The sequence below is a fragment of the Amycolatopsis antarctica genome, from assembly GCF_002262875.1.
Lineage (GTDB): Bacteria > Actinomycetota > Actinomycetes > Mycobacteriales > Pseudonocardiaceae > Amycolatopsis > Amycolatopsis antarctica.
In genome coordinates this window covers 71,806-85,651 of sequence record NZ_NKYE01000022.1, presented here as the reverse complement: position 1 = coordinate 85,651, position 13,846 = coordinate 71,806, and the positions used below count along the sequence as shown (strand labels likewise).

The window sequence follows — 13,846 nt, the reverse complement described above, 5'->3', positions numbered from 1 at the left end:
GGGGCTACAGCCCGTACTCCTCCAGCAGCCGCAGCCAGATCTCACTGATCGTCGGGTAGGCGGGCACGGCGTGCCAGAGCCTGCGCAGGGGCACCTCGGCGGTGATCGCGATCGTGGCGGCGTGCAGGAGCTCCGCGACGTCCTGACCGACGAAGGTCACGCCGAGCAGCACTTCGCGTTCGGCGTCCACCACCATGCGCACCCGTCCCGTGTACCCGTCGGCATGCAGGGCACCGCCCGCGACGGCGAGATCGATCTCCACGCTGCGGTGCACGCCGAACCGGGGTTCGGTGAGTCCGACCGAGGCGACCTCCGGATCGGTGAACACGACCTGCGGTACGGCGTGCTCGTCGGCCGTCGCGGCGTACCGGGTCCACGGACCGGCGTCCACCGTCTCGCCGCGGGCCTGCGCCGCGATCACGTCGCCGACCACCCGCGCCTCGTACTTTCCCTGGTGGGTCAGCGGGGCGCGGCCGGTCACGTCGCCGGCCGCGAACAGCCACCGACCCTCCACATCGGACACCAGGCCCGAGTCGCCGACGTCCAGCGGATCGCCGTCCCGCAGGCCGATCGAGGCGAGGCCGAGGTCGTCGGTGGCCGGCCTGCGCCCGGTGGCGAGCAGCAACTTGTCCACCTCCAGTTCTTCGCCACCCAGAAGGGACAACCGGACGAATCCGTCCACTTGCGACACGGAATCCAGCCCGGAGCCGGCATGCAGCCGGACCCCGGTCTCGGCGAGTCCCTTCGCGACAGCGTCACCGACGAAGCCGGGGAACATCGGCAGCGGCCGGGGACCGGTGATGATCAGGTCCACCGTGGAGCCGAGCGCCGCCCACGCCTGCGCCATCTCGACCCCGACCACGCCCCCGCCCAGCACGGCGAGCCGGTCCGGCACCTCACTCGCCGAGGTGGCCTCGCGCGAGGTCCACGCCTCGATCGCGTCCAGGCCGTCGATCGGCGGTGTCTTCGCCACGCTGCCGGCGCACACCACCACCGCGTGCCGGGCGCGCACGATCCGGTCGCCCACGGTGACCTCACGTTCACCGGTGATCCGCCCGTGCCCGCGCAGGGTCGTGATGCCCGCCCCCTCGGCCCAGTCCACCTGGCCGCTGTCGTCCCAGTGCGAGGTGAACGAGTCCCGGCGGGCGAACACCGCGGCGGGGTCGATCCGGTCACCGACCGGCACCCCGGGGACGCGCTTCGCGGCGGCGAGCAGATTTCCCGGTCGCAGCAAGGCTTTGCTCGGCATGCACGCCCAGTAGGAGCATTCCCCGCCGTATCGCTCGCTCTCGATCAGCACGGCGGTCAACCCGCCCTGAACGACCCTGCTCGCGGCGTTCTCCCCGACCGGTCCGCCACCGATGACCACCACGTCGTACGTCTCGTCAGCCATGAACTCAGCGCACACCACGACGGGAGCCACCGCAACCCGGCCTCATCCGGTTGCGGCCACGCGATCGTGAGATCGGTCGCACCGGCCGCCGCGAGCGGAGCGGAACCCTGGGTTCACGCAAGGAAAAGCGACTCGGACCGGTATCGTCTGCGGTGAGCTGGATGAGTCGACCGCAGTGGTGTCCACGAACGTCGCCGTGCCGGTCGTCATTCGTGGGAAACATCGAGCGCCTGGAGATTTTCGTGGCACAGAACAAAGCTATCCACCTGCTGGACGATCTCAACGGCGAGCAGGCCGGGGAAACCGTCCTGTTCGCGCTCGACGGCGTCTCCTACGACATCGACCTCAGCGCCGAGAACGCGGAACTCCTGCGCGGCATCCTGGACCGGCACGCGGAACACGGCCGCCGTACCGGTGGCCGCAAGCGGCCACGCAAGATCATCGCCCGGCCCCGTCGTTCCCGGAAGACCGCGCCGAAGGCGGACGCGCCGGGGACGAAGACGACCGCCGCCAAGGGAGCCGCGCGCAAGACCGCCGCGAAGACTCCGGCCGGGACGGCGGCGAAGGCCGCCCAGAAGGCGACCGCGAAGGCGAGAACGGCCGCGAAGTCCGTTCCCGCGGCGAAGGCCACCACGGCCAAGACCGGCGCGACGGCGGCACCGAAAGCCGCGTCGAAGGCCAAGGCGACCAAGGCCCCGGTGACCGCCGCCGGCTCCAAGGCTGCCAAGACGGGCACCAAGGTCGCCGCCAAGGCTCCGGCGAAAGCCGTGAAGACCGCGAAGACCACCGCTGCCAAGACCACCGCTGCCAAGACCAAGAGTGCCGCCGCCAGGACCACCGCCGCGCCGAGGACGGCGCGCGCCACGGTGTCACCGGCGAAGCGGAGGGCCGCCCCGCCGGTGACCTTCTCCGCGAAGTGACCGCCCCGGCAGGGCCGTTCAGAGGTTCTTGAGCTCTTCGACGATGTCGCCGACCGACGACTTCGCGTCGCCGAAGAGCATGCTGGTCTTCGCGTCGTAGAACAGATCGTTGTCGATACCCGCGAACCCGGAGCTCATGCCGCGCTTGAGCACGATCACCGAGCGGCTGTGGTTCACCTTCAGGATCGGCATGCCGTAGATGGGTGAGCCCGGATCGGTCTCGGCGGCCGGGTTGGTCACGTCATTGGCGCCGATCACCAGCGCCACGTCCGTCTGCGCGAACTCGGAGTTGATCTCGTCCATCTCCTTGAGCTGCGCATAGGGCACGTCGGCCTCGGCCAGCAGCACGTTCATGTGGCCGGGCATCCGGCCTGCCACCGGATGGATCGCGTAGGCGACGCCGATCCCCTTACCCTCCAGCAGCTCCGCCATCTCCCGCACGGCGTGCTGTGCCTGCGCGACCGCCATCCCGTAACCCGGTACGACCACCACCTTCGCCGCGTAGGCCATCTGGATCGCCGTGTCGGCGGCGCTGGTGCTGCGCACCGGGCGATCCTCCGCCGATCGCCCGGACGCCACCGCCGTCGTGCCGCCGAAACCCCCGGCCACGATCGCCGGGATGGAACGGTTCATCGCCTTGGCCATCAGGTTGGTCAGAATCGAACCGGACGCTCCGACGATCATTCCCGCGACGATCAGTGCCGTGTTGTCCAGTGCGAGGCCCATGGCGGCGGCGGAGAGCCCGGTGAGCGCGTTGAGCAGGGAAATGACCACGGGCATGTCGGCGCCACCGATCGGCAGCACCACCATCACGCCCAGTACCGCGGCCGCCAGCAGCAGCACGATCATCAGCGGTTCGGAGTGCACTCCGGCGGCGACGGCCGCGGCACATGCGATCGCGATCAGCAGCAGTAGTAGGTTCACCGGCTGCTGGATCCGGCCGAGGGTGATCGGCCGTCCGCTGATCAGTTCCTGGAGCTTGCCGAACGCGACGTTGGAACCCCAGAAGGAGATCGAGCCGACGATGGCGGCGAACAGCGACGCCAGCGCGACATAGCGAGGCTCCTCCGCGTAGCCCTCGGTGGTACGGAACTCCACCCAGGCGATCAGCGCCACCGCCCCGCCGCCGACGCCGTTGAACAACGCCACCATCTGTGGCATCGCGGTCATCTTGACCTTGCGGGCCGCGGGGACACCGACGAGCACCCCGATCCCCACACCCAGCGCGATCAGCGGCCAGTTGCCCATACCGGGGGTGAGCAGGGTGGCGAGTACGGCCAGGCCCATGCCGGCCGCGGCGATCCAGTTCCCGCGCACCGCGGTGCGTGGGCCGGTGAGCCCCATGAGCCCGTAGATGAACATGGCGAACGCGAGGATGTAAAGCACGCCGATGGTGCTCTCGTTCTGCAGCCAGTTCATGCCGGGCCGCCATCCGTGCCGCCGTCCTTGCCGCCGGGACGGTCGCCGGGTTTGCGCTCCTTGAACATCGCCAGCATCCGGTCGGTGACCAGGAATCCGCCGACGACGTTGATCGTGCCGAACGCGATGGCCACCACCAGCAGGATCTTGTTCAGCACGCCCTCGGCGCCGAGGCCGAGCACGATCAGACCACCCAGCAGCACGATGCCGTGGATGGCGTTGGTGCCCGACATCAGCGGGGTGTGCAGTGTGTTCGGCACCTTCGAGATGACCGCGAAACCCACGAAACCGGCGAGCACCAGGATCGCCAGACTCTGCACCAGCATCACGCCTCCTCCCTGTACTGGCCGGTCACGCGGGCGCCCGCCACGATCTCGTCGTTCGCGTCGATCGCGAGCCGTCCCTCGTCGTCGGTCAGCAGTTCGAGCAGTTCGGTCAGGTTCCGGGCGTAGAGCTCACTGGCGTGCGCGGGCATGTCGGCGGGCAGGTTGAGCGGTGAGCAGATCGTCACCTCGTGGACGACGACCTCCCGTCCCGGCTCGGTCAGCTCGCAGTTCCCGCCGGACTCGCCCGCCAGGTCCACCACGACGGCGCCGGTCGGCATCCCGCGCACGGCCTCGGCGGTGACCAGTACCGGTGCGGTGCGGCCGGGGACCAGCGCCGTGGTGATCACCACGTCGAAGCCGGTGATCGACTCGGTGAGCCTGCGCTTCTGCTCGGCGCGTTCCTCCGCACCGAGTTCCCGGGCGTACCCGCCCTCGCCGACGGCCTCGATGCCGAGGTCGAGCCATTGTGCGCCGACCGACCGCACCTGCTCGGCGACCTCCGGACGAACGTCGTAGCCGGTCGGCTGCGCACCGAGCCGTTTCGCCGTGGCGAGTGCCTGCAACCCGGCGACCCCCGCACCGAGCACCAGCACCTTCGCCGGCGGGACGGTGCCCGCGGCCGTGGTGAGCATCGGGAAGAACCGGGTGAGCCGCTGGGCGGCCAGCAGCGTCGCCCGGTACCCGGCGACGCTGCTCTGCGAGGACAGCGCGTCCATGGCCTGTGCACGGGAGATCCGGGGCACCGACTCCACTGCGAACGCGAGCACCCCGGCCGCCTCCAACGCCTTCACTCCATCCACATTGGACAGTGGGGCGAGAAAGCCGAGGAGCACGGTCCCGTGGCGCAGCCGGGCGGTCTCCGCCTCGGTGGGCGGCGCGACGGTGAGCACGACGTCGGCGGACCAGGCATCGCCGATGTGCGCGCCGGCCCGCTCGTACAGCTCGTCCGGCAGGTGGGCGTCCTCGCCCGCACCGGACTCGACGACGACTCGCAGGCCGCGCCGGGTCAGCCGGGGAATACTGCCGGGAACGAGCGCGACCCGGCGCTCGCCCGGTACCGACTCGCGGACCACCCCGACACTCAGTGGCCTGGGCTCGTCCTGCTGCCGGGGTTCGTCCTGCCGGGATTCCGTCACCACGCGACCTCCTCGCCCCACCGTGCGACCGGCGCGATCGACCCGAGTGTTACCTAGATCACCTTAAGGTCTACCACGGCCGTGTGACCCGGCGCGCCGTCGATCACGCGGATGGCAGCGGCCGTACGGCGGGAGCGGGGCAACCGGGCGAAACGGTCAGCGGCGGCTGCGCCAGTGCGGCACGCCCAGCATGAGCAGGCGCAACCGGTTCTCGGCCGTGCGCATGATGCGCCGGTCGGTCTCATCGTCGCGCGGCCGGGACTCGATCAACTCCAGCACCGTCGCCAGCATGGCCGTGACGATGAGGTCGGCCATCATGTGCAGATCCTCGGTGGACCACGCCCGGAAGCCCTCGAAGCGGGCCAGATCGACGGCCAGTTCGCTGCCGAAGAGCCGGAGTTCGGTGCCGATCGCCCGCTGGACGGCCCCGGAGCCGCCGTAGCGCTCGCGGGTGAGGAAGCGGAAGTGGTCCTCCTGGGCGCGCACGTGCTCGTGCAGGGTGGTCACCGAGGCACGGATCGCGTCGGATGAGGCCGCCGGTTCGCTGCGCGCGGCCCGCATCATCGCCCGCAGGGAGCGCATCGACTCGTCGACGAGCGTGATGCCGAGTTCCTCCATCGAGGTGAAGTGCCGGTAGAACGCCGTCGGCACGATGCCGGCCAGCTTGGTCACCTCGCGCAGGCTCAGGCTGCCGAAACCGCGGTCGGCGAGCAGTTCGAGCGCGGCGTCGAGCAGCGCGCGGCGGGTGCGCTGCTTGCGTTCCTGCCTGGTGGCCGGCTCCGGGACACCCGGACCGGCCGCAGCGGCTGTTGACTCGGCTGGCTTCGTCGGCACCCCCACAGAGTACGTGTGTCCACCGTCCGATGCGTGGGTACGCCGTCGTCCACGTCACAGAAGCAGGCAGTTGACAGGTGGATCGCGGTACCGTGCACTAGATAGTGCACATCTGTTCACTGTTTCCGGGATGTTTCCCCTGTGCGGCCGCCGGGATTCCCACCGACCTCGATCGCGGCTCGGAGGTGCCATGACCACGCTTCTGCCCCGCGCCCGCAAGGGTGCCAGGACGATCGCCTCGATCGCGGAGGCGCTGCTCACCCCGCACGGAGTCGACCGCTATCTCGAACTGGTCGACCCGATGCTGGTACGCAACGAGATCCGCGGCGTCGTCACCGACGTCCGGCGGCAGACGGAGGGCACCGTGACCCTCACTGTCCGGCCCAGCCGGGCATGGCGCGGATTCACCGCCGGCCAGTACGTCCGGGTCACGGTGGACATCGACGGCGTGCGGCGCACCCGCTGCTACTCGCCCGCCTGCTCGCAGTACGCGAACGGCTCGGTCGAACTCACGATCAAGGCCGCCCCGGACGGCCTGGTCTCCCGTCACCTGCACGAGCACGCCATGCCCGGGACCGTGCTCGGCCTGTCCCAGCCGGACGGCGACTTCACCGTGCCCGCCGCCCGGCCGGAACGGATCCTGCTGGTCAGCGGCGGCAGCGGGATCACCCCCGTGCTGTCGATGCTGCGCACGCTCACCGACGAGGGGTACAGCGGCGACATCGCCTTCCTGCACTACGCCAACGACCGGCGCGAAGTGCTCTACCGCGCGGAACTGGACGCGCTGGCCGCCGCCCGGCCGAACGTGCGCGTCGTCATCGGGCACACCGCCGAGGACACCGACACCGGGACCGGCGCGGACCTGCACGGCCTGTTCACCCCGGAGCACCTGGATCGGGCGGCACCCTGGTTCCGCACCGCGCAGACCTACCTGTGCGGGCCCACCCCGCTGATGAACGCCGTCCGCGAGGCCTTCGAGAACGAGGGCGTCGGTGAACGGCTGCACACCGAGGAGTTCAGTCCCCCGCCGCTCGACATCGACCCGGACAAGGCCACCGGCACCGTCCGCTTCTCCCGCAGCGGCAAGGAGATCGGCAACACCGGTCACCCGCTGCTGGAACAGGCCGAGGACGCCGGGCTGAGCCCGGAACACGGCTGCCGCATGGGGATCTGCTTCTCCTGCACCAAGATCAAGAAGAGCGGTCGCGTGCGTGACGCGCGCTCGGGCGAGCTGTCCGAGGACGAGGGCGTGGAGATCCAGCTCTGCATCTCCGTGCCGGTGGGCGACGTCGACATCGACGCCTGACCGCCACCACGCCGACCTTCCCAGCACGCTTTCGATCGACGAGGAGTACCGACGATGACCGGACTGCAGGACCGACTCACCCCGCGACAGGTCGAGGAGTTCGGCCGCGAGCTCGACGAACTGCGCCAGCGCGTGGTCACCGACCTCGGCGCCGAGGACGTCGACTACATCCAGGACGTGATCAAGGCCCAGCGGGCACTCGAGGTCGTCGGCCGCGGACTGCTGTTCGCCGGGTTCTTCCCGCCCGCCTGGATCGCCGGGGTCGGCGCGCTCTCCCTGTCGAAGATCCTGGACAACATGGAGATCGGCCACAACGTGATGCACGGCCAGTACGACTGGACCCGTGACCCCGCGCTGAGCTCCAACAAGTTCGAGTGGGACAACGTGACGCCGGGCGAGAACTGGCGGCACTCGCACAACTACATGCACCACACGTACACCAACATCCTGGACAAGGACCGCGACATCGGTTACGGGATCCTGCGCATCGACCCGGCGCAGAAGTGGCACCCGTACTACCTCGGCAATCCGGCCTACGCGCTCGCGCTGGCGTTCGTCTTCCAGTGGGGCGTCATGCTGCACGACCTGGAGTTCGACCGGATCGTCACCGGGGAGCGCAAGTGGTCGGACAACAAGGACGTCATCGCCAGGATGGTCCGCAAGGCCGGCAGGCAGGTCGGCAAGGACTACGTCCTGTTCCCGCTGCTCACCGGACCGCTCGCGCCGTTGACCTTCCTCGGCAACGCCACAGCCAACCTCACCCGGAACCTGTGGGCGTTCAGCATCATCTTCTGCGGGCACTTCCCCGCCGACGTGGAGAGCTTCACCGAGGAGGAGACGGAGAACGAATCACGCGGCCAGTGGTACCTGCGGCAGATCCTCGGCTCCGCCAACATCTCCGGCGGCACGCTGTTCCATGTGCTCTCCGGCAATCTCTCGCACCAGATCGAGCACCACCTGTTCCCGGACATCCCCGCTCGCCGCTACCCGCAGATCGCCGGTGAGGTGCGGGCGATCTGCGAGAAGTACGGCCTGCCCTACAACACCGGCCCGCTGCACCGCCAGCTCGGCCAGGTGGCGAAGAAGCTGATCAAGCTGGCCCTGCCGTGGAACGGCGCGCCCCGTGAGCCGAAGGCGCCCCGTACCGTGGACCGGGACAGGCAACTCTCCGCGGCATAGGAACGAGCAGTCATGGTCGGTCAGTTCGAGAGCGGCAAGGACACGGTGCAGGAACTCACCGAGTCGGCCGCCACGCACATCGGCAACATCGCCACCATCGTCACCGGCGCGGTCCGCGACATCGCCAGGGAGACCGGCGAGTGGCTCACCGACGTGATCGAGATGCGCGAAGCCGGCCAGCGGGCCCGCGAGGACGAGGCGATCCGCCGGGGCGAGCCGGACACGCTCTAACCGCGCTCGCGGTCCATCCAGGACACCACCCGCTGCCAGAGCGGGTGCGCCGGGTCGATCACGGCGAAGTGATCGGCGCCGGAGACCTCCAGGTACTCGGCGGGCGGTTCGGCGGCGGCCACGTAGTCCCGGCTGTGTACCACGGGCACGCTGCAGTCGGCGTCTCCGTGCACCACCAGCCGGTGCCCCGCGGGCTGCTTCGCCGGCGGGGTCGCCGCGCGGTAGGTCTCCGGTCGATCGTCGGGCTCGCCGCCGGTGAACAGCACCGGCGCGGTCCCGCCGATGCCTTCCCGGAAGCACCGGGCCGGGTCGGTGATCGGGGCGAGAGCCACCACGTCGTCCACCGCGCCGTGCGCGCCTGCCAGCAGCGCCAGGTGCCCGCCCGCGGAGTGGCCGATCGCCGTCGTCGGCGCACCCGCGGGTACCGGCATCGTGGACACGCAGGACAGCACGTCGTCGAGAGTGGTCGGCCAGCCACCGCCGTCGCCCTCGATCCGCCGGTACTCGATGTTCCACACCAGCAGCCCGCGCCCGGCGAGGTCGGCGCAGATGGCGTCCATCAGGTGCAGGTCGTACTCGGCCCGCCACCAGCCGCCGTGCAGCATCGCCACCGCCGCCCGGGGAGGGCCCGCGGGCAGCCACTCGTGGACGAACTGGCTGGCGTGCTCGCCGTAGGAGATCGTTCGCGAGGCGGACGGCTGCGCGGTGATGGCGGTACCCCTTCGATCGTCGGCGACGGCCGCGTGACGCGCGCCGTGCGCCCGCGACGGTACCGGGTTGACCGGATACCGCGGCCGGGACGGGCCCGGCAGACTGGCGCCGTGGACCCGAAGGCGACGATCACCCGGTACGCGCGCCGGGCGGTGCGCGAGCCGTTCCGGCGGCGCACGGCGTCCGAGTTCGCCTGGGTCCTGCTGGGCGTGCCGGTGGCGCTGCTGTGCCTGTGCGCCCTCGTCGCCGGGTTCGCGCTCGGTGTGCTGTTCAGCCCGGTACTGGCGGGCATCGCGCTGCTGGCGGGCACCCTGCGCGGCGCGCGGCTGGCCGGACGGCTCCACCGCACGCTCGCCGGCCCGTTGCTCGGCATCGCCGTACCGCCACCCGTGCTGCGGCCGCTCGAACCGGGAATCGGCAAGTGGACCGGGAACCGGCTGGGTGAGCCGGCGAGCTGGCGGGCGGTCGCGTACCTGCTGCTGCGGGTGCCGATGTCGCTGGCCGGGCTGGCGCTGACGGTCTACCCGCTGGTCTTCGGCGCCGCGGCGGCGACCTACCCGCTGTGGTGGTTCCTGCTCGACGGGGCGGTGCTGCCGGTGTTCGACCTGCGCACCGGCACCTGGCTCGCCTCGCTGCCGCTGGCCGGAGCGGGCCTGCTGACGTTGCTGGCGGTGCCGTGGGTGCTGCACGGCATCGCCTTCGTCGACCGGCTGCCGGTGCGCGGCCTGCTCGGCCCCGCGACGCTCTCGGCGCGCGTACGGGAACTGGAGCGCAGTCGTGCCGGGGCGGTGGACGACGCGGCGGAACGCCTGCGGCGCATCGAGCGCGACCTGCACGACGGGGCGCAGGCACATCTGGTGGCCGTCGCGATGAAGCTGGGGATCGCCAGGGACGCCCTCGGCGCCGGGAACGTGGACCTCGACCAGGTACGGGCACTGGTCACCGCCGCACACGGCGGCGCCACCCGCACGCTGACCGAACTTCGGGACCTGGCAAGGGGAATCCGCCCGGCCGGGCTCGACGCCGGGCTCGGCGTAGCACTGTCCACTGTGGCCTCCCAGTCGGCGGCCGGGGTCACGGTGGACGTCCGGCCCGCGCACCGACCGGCCGCCGCGGTGGAGACGATCCTGTACTTCGCAGCGGTGGAACTGCTTGCCAACGCGGCGAAACACGCGGGCGCGGTCGCCGTGCGCGTCCTCGTCCGGGAGGCCGGTGGTGACCTGGTGCTGACCGTGACCGACGAGGGCCATGGCGGGGCCCGCCTCGTCCCCGGTGGCGGGCTCGACGGGCTGGTGCGCAGAGTGGGCACGGTGGACGGCCGGCTGGACGTGCACAGCCCGGCCGGTGGCCCGACGGTGGTGACCATCGCGATCCCGGACGGACGGCAGGAGGCCGCCGCCGCGCCGCGAGGGTTCGCGCGATCGAAGGGGTGGGGCGGATGCGGGTGGTGATCGCCGAGGACTCGGCCGTGCTGCGGGAGGGCCTGGCGGAACTGCTGACCCTGCGCGGGCACGAGGTGGTGGCCGCCGTGCCGGACGCGGAACGGCTGACCTCGGCCGTCGCCGAGCTTCGGCCGGACGTGTCGGTGGTGGACATCCGGATGCCGCCGACGCACTCCGACGAGGGTCTGCGTGCCGCGCTGGCCCTGCGTACCCGCGAGCCACGGCCGGCGATCCTGCTGTTCTCCCAGTACATCGAGACCCGGTACGCGGCGGAGTTGCTGGCCGATCAGGCAGGCGGTGTCGGCTATCTGCTCAAGGACCGGGTCGCCGAGGTCTCGGACTTCGTGGCCGCGCTGCGCCGGGTGGCCGACGGTGAGACAGTGCTCGACCCCGAGGTGGTCAGTGGTCTGCTCGGCGCGTCCCGGCGTTCCGGCGAGCTGGCCACGTTGACCCCCCGGGAGCGTGAGGTGCTGGAGTTGATGGCGGAGGGCCGTTCCAACACCGCGATCGCCGCCACGCTGTTCCTGTCGCCCGGGTCGGTGGAGAAGTACGTCACCAGCATGTTCGGCAAGCTGGGTCTGCACCGGTCCGATGGCGACAACAGGCGGGTGCTGGCGGTCCTGCGCTACCTGCGGTCCTGAGCGGGGCGAAGGGGCCGCCGTTACCGTGGAAGCCATGTACTCCACGGAGATCGAGGTCCGGACCGGCACGACCGCGGTGGTGCACGATCTGACCAAGGACGCGGAGCGCTTCCTCGGCGAGGCCGACGCGGAGGACGGCCTGCTACACGTCTGGGTGCCGCACGCGACCGCCGGACTGGCCGTGCTGGAGGTCGGTGCCGGCAGCGACGACGACCTGCTCGCCGCGCTGGACGACCTGCTCCCCCGCGACGGACGCTGGCGGCACCAGCACGGCACCCCCGGTCACGGACGCGACCACGTGGTACCCGCCCTGGTCGCGCCGTACGCGAGTGTGCCGGTGCTCGGCGGGATACTGGCGCTGGGCACCTGGCAGTCGGTGTGCCTGGTGGACACCAATGTGGACAACCCCGTCCGGCGGGTGCGGTTCAGCTACCTGCGCGGCTGACCGGGGCGGCTACTCGCCCTGCTTCACAGCGGTCAGGGTGATCACGGTGTCCGCCGATACGGTCGCTCCGGGTTCTGGGTCCTGTCCCGTCTGCACCCAGTTGCGGTCGTTGATCAGCATGCGGCCTTGGCCGCCGCCGTCGACCTCGCGCAGGTTGTAGAGACCGGCGGCCTGCATGGTGTCCTGCGCGGCCTGGTGGTTCATGCCGGACACGTCGGGAACCGTGATCAGCGCGGCCGGTACGGCGGAGGCCACGGGCACGGGCACGGGTGACGCGACCGGTGCGGGGGCTACCGCGGCGGGGGCGGCGTCGACGGTTGCGGTCGCCGTGACCGGCACCGGTGGCGCTGCCGCCGGTGCCGGGGTCTTCGGTGCCCCGCCCACCGAGCCGATCACCGCGAGGATGACGAAGACGCCGATCGCGGGCCCCCAGCGGGAGGGTTTCGCGACGAGCCAGTGCAATGCCTTCTTCATGGGGTTCCTTCGGCGTCGCTCGTCGGTGGAGTTCCTTCGATGTGTGTCGACGCGAGTACCGTCGCGGCCACGGGGTGCGCGGTTACCCCTGCCGGGGTAACGGTTTGGCACAACTGCCTGAACCATCCTCCGGACTACGCGCGATCGGCGGCCGTGGCTCGGCGGTCGTGGCTCGGCGGCCGTGGCATCAACTCTCCGGCCACGGTCGACGCCCCCACTCTCCCGGGCCCGGGCGACCGACTACGGCGATCTCGCCGAGACGCTGCCGGCCGAGGAACAGAACCAGTCCGACGAGGGCCTCGTTCAGCCCTGCGACTCTGCCGTTCGCCGGGGACGCGGCCACAGCACGAGGGCGAGGCCCGCCGCGAGCATTCCACCGAGCACCCAGAGCGCGGTCACCACATCCGGCGCGCCGGGGGTTCCCTGCAGGAGGCTGCGCAGTCCTTCGGTGCCGAACCGGAACGGCGTCCACGACCACAGAATGTCGCGGTAAGCGGGGTTCAGCAGCTCGGGCACCTGCCCCGCGACGGCGGGTGCGACCAGATAGAGCGGCCCCAGAATCGCCATCGCCCGTATCCCCAGCAGCCGCAGCAGCCCGGCCTGCACACCGGCGAACGCCAGCGTCACCAGTGCGAGGAAGCCGAGGACCGGCCCGTCGAGCGGCAGGGACGCGTCCCACAGCCGCAGGAAACCGGCGAGCACGGCCGTCACCAGCACACTGGTGCCGAGGATCTGGAGCAGCCGGACGGCCGGGCCCGGCCGCCATTCGCGGCGCGCGGCGAGCAGGGTCAGCACGGCACCGCCGGCGAGGCAGCCGACCCAGGCCAGCGCGCTGAGCGCGAGCGGCGCGGTCCGGCCCGCCACGCTCGCCGGATGGACGGTCTCCATGCGGACGGGAGCCGCTTCGGTGCCGGGAACCGCCTGGGTCAGTGCCGCGGTGAGGGCCTGGCCCGCACCGGTGAGCGCCTGCTGGGCCGCCTGCGCTCCCGAGGGGTTGATCGCGCCGGAGAGCACCACGGTCGCCTGCGGCCCGCCGGGCCCGGTGGTCAGTTCGAGTACGCCGTAGACCTCCTTGTCCGCCAGCAGTTTCCGCGCCCGGTCCGAGGTGTCGAGCCGCCAGGCGAACTGCCCTCCCCCCTGGGCGGCGACGCGCTCGGCGGCCGCACGCAAGGGGCCCGTATCCGGGGCGGCGACGGCCACCGGGACCTGTTCGGGCGCCGCGGTCGCCTGTGCGCCGAAGGTGAGGAAGCCGAGCACGGCCGCGAGAACGGCACCGGCGACGGAGGCGATGACCGGGAACGTCCAGGTCCGACGATGAAGCCGTTCCAGCATGGTCACTCAATTCTTCGTACGTTGAATACGGCGCCCAAGATAGACCTGCCGAGCGAG

15 protein-coding genes are annotated in these 13,846 nt (G+C 71.1%); 7 read left to right on the top strand and 8 right to left on the bottom strand.

The features are described 5' to 3' along the window. Positions 1-4 precede the first annotated feature (4 nt). Entirely contained in the window at positions 5-1,393 is a 1,389-nt protein-coding gene (locus CFN78_RS26505; RefSeq protein ID WP_094865788.1) for a dihydrolipoyl dehydrogenase family protein, read from the bottom strand. Between the two features lie 242 nt (positions 1,394-1,635). Between CFN78_RS26505 and CFN78_RS30175 the strand changes: the two genes are divergently transcribed. Continuing rightward, positions 1,636-2,313, top strand: a complete 678-nt coding sequence (locus tag CFN78_RS30175; RefSeq protein WP_094865787.1) for an Lsr2 dimerization domain-containing protein — start codon at positions 1,636-1,638, stop codon at positions 2,311-2,313. Positions 2,314-2,331: 18 nt separating this feature from the next. On the opposite strand, the gene CFN78_RS26495 is transcribed toward CFN78_RS30175, so the two are convergent. The 4 genes from CFN78_RS26495 to CFN78_RS26480 form a co-directional block, all read right to left on the bottom strand. Further along, complete coding sequence (locus tag CFN78_RS26495; RefSeq protein ID WP_094865760.1) at positions 2,332-3,732, bottom strand: NAD(P)(+) transhydrogenase (Re/Si-specific) subunit beta; 1,401 nt, start codon at positions 3,730-3,732, stop codon at positions 2,332-2,334. Then, on the bottom strand, positions 3,729-4,058 hold the full coding sequence (locus tag CFN78_RS26490; protein ID WP_165777722.1) for an NAD(P) transhydrogenase subunit alpha part 2: 330 nt from the start codon (positions 4,056-4,058) through the stop codon (positions 3,729-3,731). Before CFN78_RS26490 ends, CFN78_RS26495 begins: the two co-directional genes overlap by 4 nt. Then, positions 4,058-5,197 carry a Re/Si-specific NAD(P)(+) transhydrogenase subunit alpha gene (locus CFN78_RS26485; protein WP_240519707.1) on the bottom strand — a complete coding sequence of 380 codons (1,140 nt, stop codon included), beginning with the start codon at positions 5,195-5,197 and terminating at the stop codon, positions 4,058-4,060. The genes CFN78_RS26490 and CFN78_RS26485 overlap by 1 nt, the downstream gene beginning before the upstream one ends. Before the next feature lie 153 nt (positions 5,198-5,350). Then, on the bottom strand, positions 5,351-6,028 hold the full coding sequence (locus CFN78_RS26480; RefSeq protein WP_094865759.1) for a TetR family transcriptional regulator: 678 nt from the start codon (positions 6,026-6,028) through the stop codon (positions 5,351-5,353). A 190-nt stretch (positions 6,029-6,218) separates the two neighbouring features. Here CFN78_RS26480 and CFN78_RS26475 point away from each other — a divergent pair, with 190 nt between their 5' ends. Genes CFN78_RS26475 through CFN78_RS26465 form a run of 3 tightly spaced genes read left to right on the top strand, consistent with a single transcriptional unit; the run spans position 6,219 to position 8,744 of the window. Then, the gene (locus tag CFN78_RS26475; RefSeq protein WP_094865758.1) at positions 6,219-7,334 is read left to right on the top strand and encodes a ferredoxin reductase; all 1,116 of its coding nucleotides are present in this window, start codon (positions 6,219-6,221) and stop codon (positions 7,332-7,334) included. A gap of 54 nt (positions 7,335-7,388) precedes the next feature. Next, positions 7,389-8,513 (top strand): fatty acid desaturase family protein, encoded by a 1,125-nt coding sequence (locus CFN78_RS26470; RefSeq protein WP_094865757.1) that lies wholly within the window; start codon positions 7,389-7,391, stop codon positions 8,511-8,513. A gap of 12 nt (positions 8,514-8,525) precedes the next feature. Next, positions 8,526-8,744 carry a hypothetical protein gene (locus tag CFN78_RS26465; RefSeq protein ID WP_094865756.1) on the top strand — a complete coding sequence of 73 codons (219 nt, stop codon included), beginning with the start codon at positions 8,526-8,528 and terminating at the stop codon, positions 8,742-8,744. Here the strand turns inward: CFN78_RS26465 and CFN78_RS26460 are convergent. Then, positions 8,741-9,349, bottom strand: coding sequence for an alpha/beta hydrolase family protein (locus CFN78_RS26460; protein WP_420807932.1), 609 nt, complete (start codon positions 9,347-9,349; stop codon positions 8,741-8,743). The two genes, CFN78_RS26465 and CFN78_RS26460, sit on opposite strands and share 4 nt — an antisense overlap. Positions 9,350-9,565: 216 nt before the next feature. On the opposite strand from CFN78_RS26460, the gene CFN78_RS26455 reads away from it, so the two are divergent. The 3 genes from CFN78_RS26455 to CFN78_RS26445 are packed head-to-tail and all read left to right on the top strand — an operon-like array spanning position 9,566 to position 11,983. Next, positions 9,566-10,906 carry a sensor histidine kinase gene (locus tag CFN78_RS26455; RefSeq protein ID WP_240519706.1) on the top strand — a complete coding sequence of 447 codons (1,341 nt, stop codon included), beginning with the start codon at positions 9,566-9,568 and terminating at the stop codon, positions 10,904-10,906. Next, entirely contained in the window at positions 10,894-11,538 is a 645-nt protein-coding gene (locus tag CFN78_RS26450) for a LuxR C-terminal-related transcriptional regulator (protein WP_094865755.1), read from the top strand. Before CFN78_RS26455 ends, CFN78_RS26450 begins: the two co-directional genes overlap by 13 nt. A gap of 34 nt (positions 11,539-11,572) precedes the next feature. Continuing rightward, positions 11,573-11,983 (top strand): YjbQ family protein, encoded by a 411-nt coding sequence (locus CFN78_RS26445; protein ID WP_094865754.1) that lies wholly within the window; start codon positions 11,573-11,575, stop codon positions 11,981-11,983. A 9-nt stretch (positions 11,984-11,992) separates the two neighbouring features. Here CFN78_RS26445 and CFN78_RS26440 read toward each other — a convergent pair whose 3' ends face one another. Together CFN78_RS26440 and CFN78_RS26435 are read right to left on the bottom strand one after the other, a co-directional pair. Next, entirely contained in the window at positions 11,993-12,457 is a 465-nt protein-coding gene (locus tag CFN78_RS26440) for a PASTA domain-containing protein (protein WP_240519705.1), read from the bottom strand. A 303-nt stretch (positions 12,458-12,760) separates the two neighbouring features. Then, entirely contained in the window at positions 12,761-13,789 is a 1,029-nt protein-coding gene (locus tag CFN78_RS26435; RefSeq protein ID WP_094865781.1) for a YhgE/Pip domain-containing protein, read from the bottom strand. Positions 13,790-13,846 lie beyond the last annotated feature (57 nt).

Excerpts from the sequence above, each read along its gene's own strand:
- CFN78_RS26440 (WP_240519705.1), bottom strand. The coding sequence starts at position 12,457 with ATGAAGAAGGCATTGCACTGGCTCGTCGCGAAACCCTCCCGCTGGGGG.
- CFN78_RS26435 (WP_094865781.1), bottom strand. The coding sequence starts at position 13,789 with ATGCTGGAACGGCTTCATCGTCGGACCTGGACGTTCCCGGTCATCGCC.
- CFN78_RS26475 (WP_094865758.1), top strand. The coding sequence starts at position 6,219 with ATGACCACGCTTCTGCCCCGCGCCCGCAAGGGTGCCAGGACGATCGCC.
- CFN78_RS26495 (WP_094865760.1), bottom strand. The coding sequence starts at position 3,732 with ATGAACTGGCTGCAGAACGAGAGCACCATCGGCGTGCTTTACATCCTC.
- CFN78_RS26460 (WP_420807932.1), bottom strand. The coding sequence starts at position 9,349 with ATGCTGCACGGCGGCTGGTGGCGGGCCGAGTACGACCTGCACCTGATG.
- CFN78_RS26490 (WP_165777722.1), bottom strand. The coding sequence starts at position 4,058 with ATGCTGGTGCAGAGTCTGGCGATCCTGGTGCTCGCCGGTTTCGTGGGT.
- CFN78_RS26505 (WP_094865788.1), bottom strand. The coding sequence starts at position 1,393 with ATGGCTGACGAGACGTACGACGTGGTGGTCATCGGTGGCGGACCGGTC.
- CFN78_RS26445 (WP_094865754.1), top strand. The coding sequence starts at position 11,573 with ATGTACTCCACGGAGATCGAGGTCCGGACCGGCACGACCGCGGTGGTG.
- CFN78_RS26465 (WP_094865756.1), top strand. The coding sequence starts at position 8,526 with ATGGTCGGTCAGTTCGAGAGCGGCAAGGACACGGTGCAGGAACTCACC.
- CFN78_RS26470 (WP_094865757.1), top strand. The coding sequence starts at position 7,389 with ATGACCGGACTGCAGGACCGACTCACCCCGCGACAGGTCGAGGAGTTC.
- CFN78_RS26450 (WP_094865755.1), top strand. The coding sequence starts at position 10,894 with ATGCGGGTGGTGATCGCCGAGGACTCGGCCGTGCTGCGGGAGGGCCTG.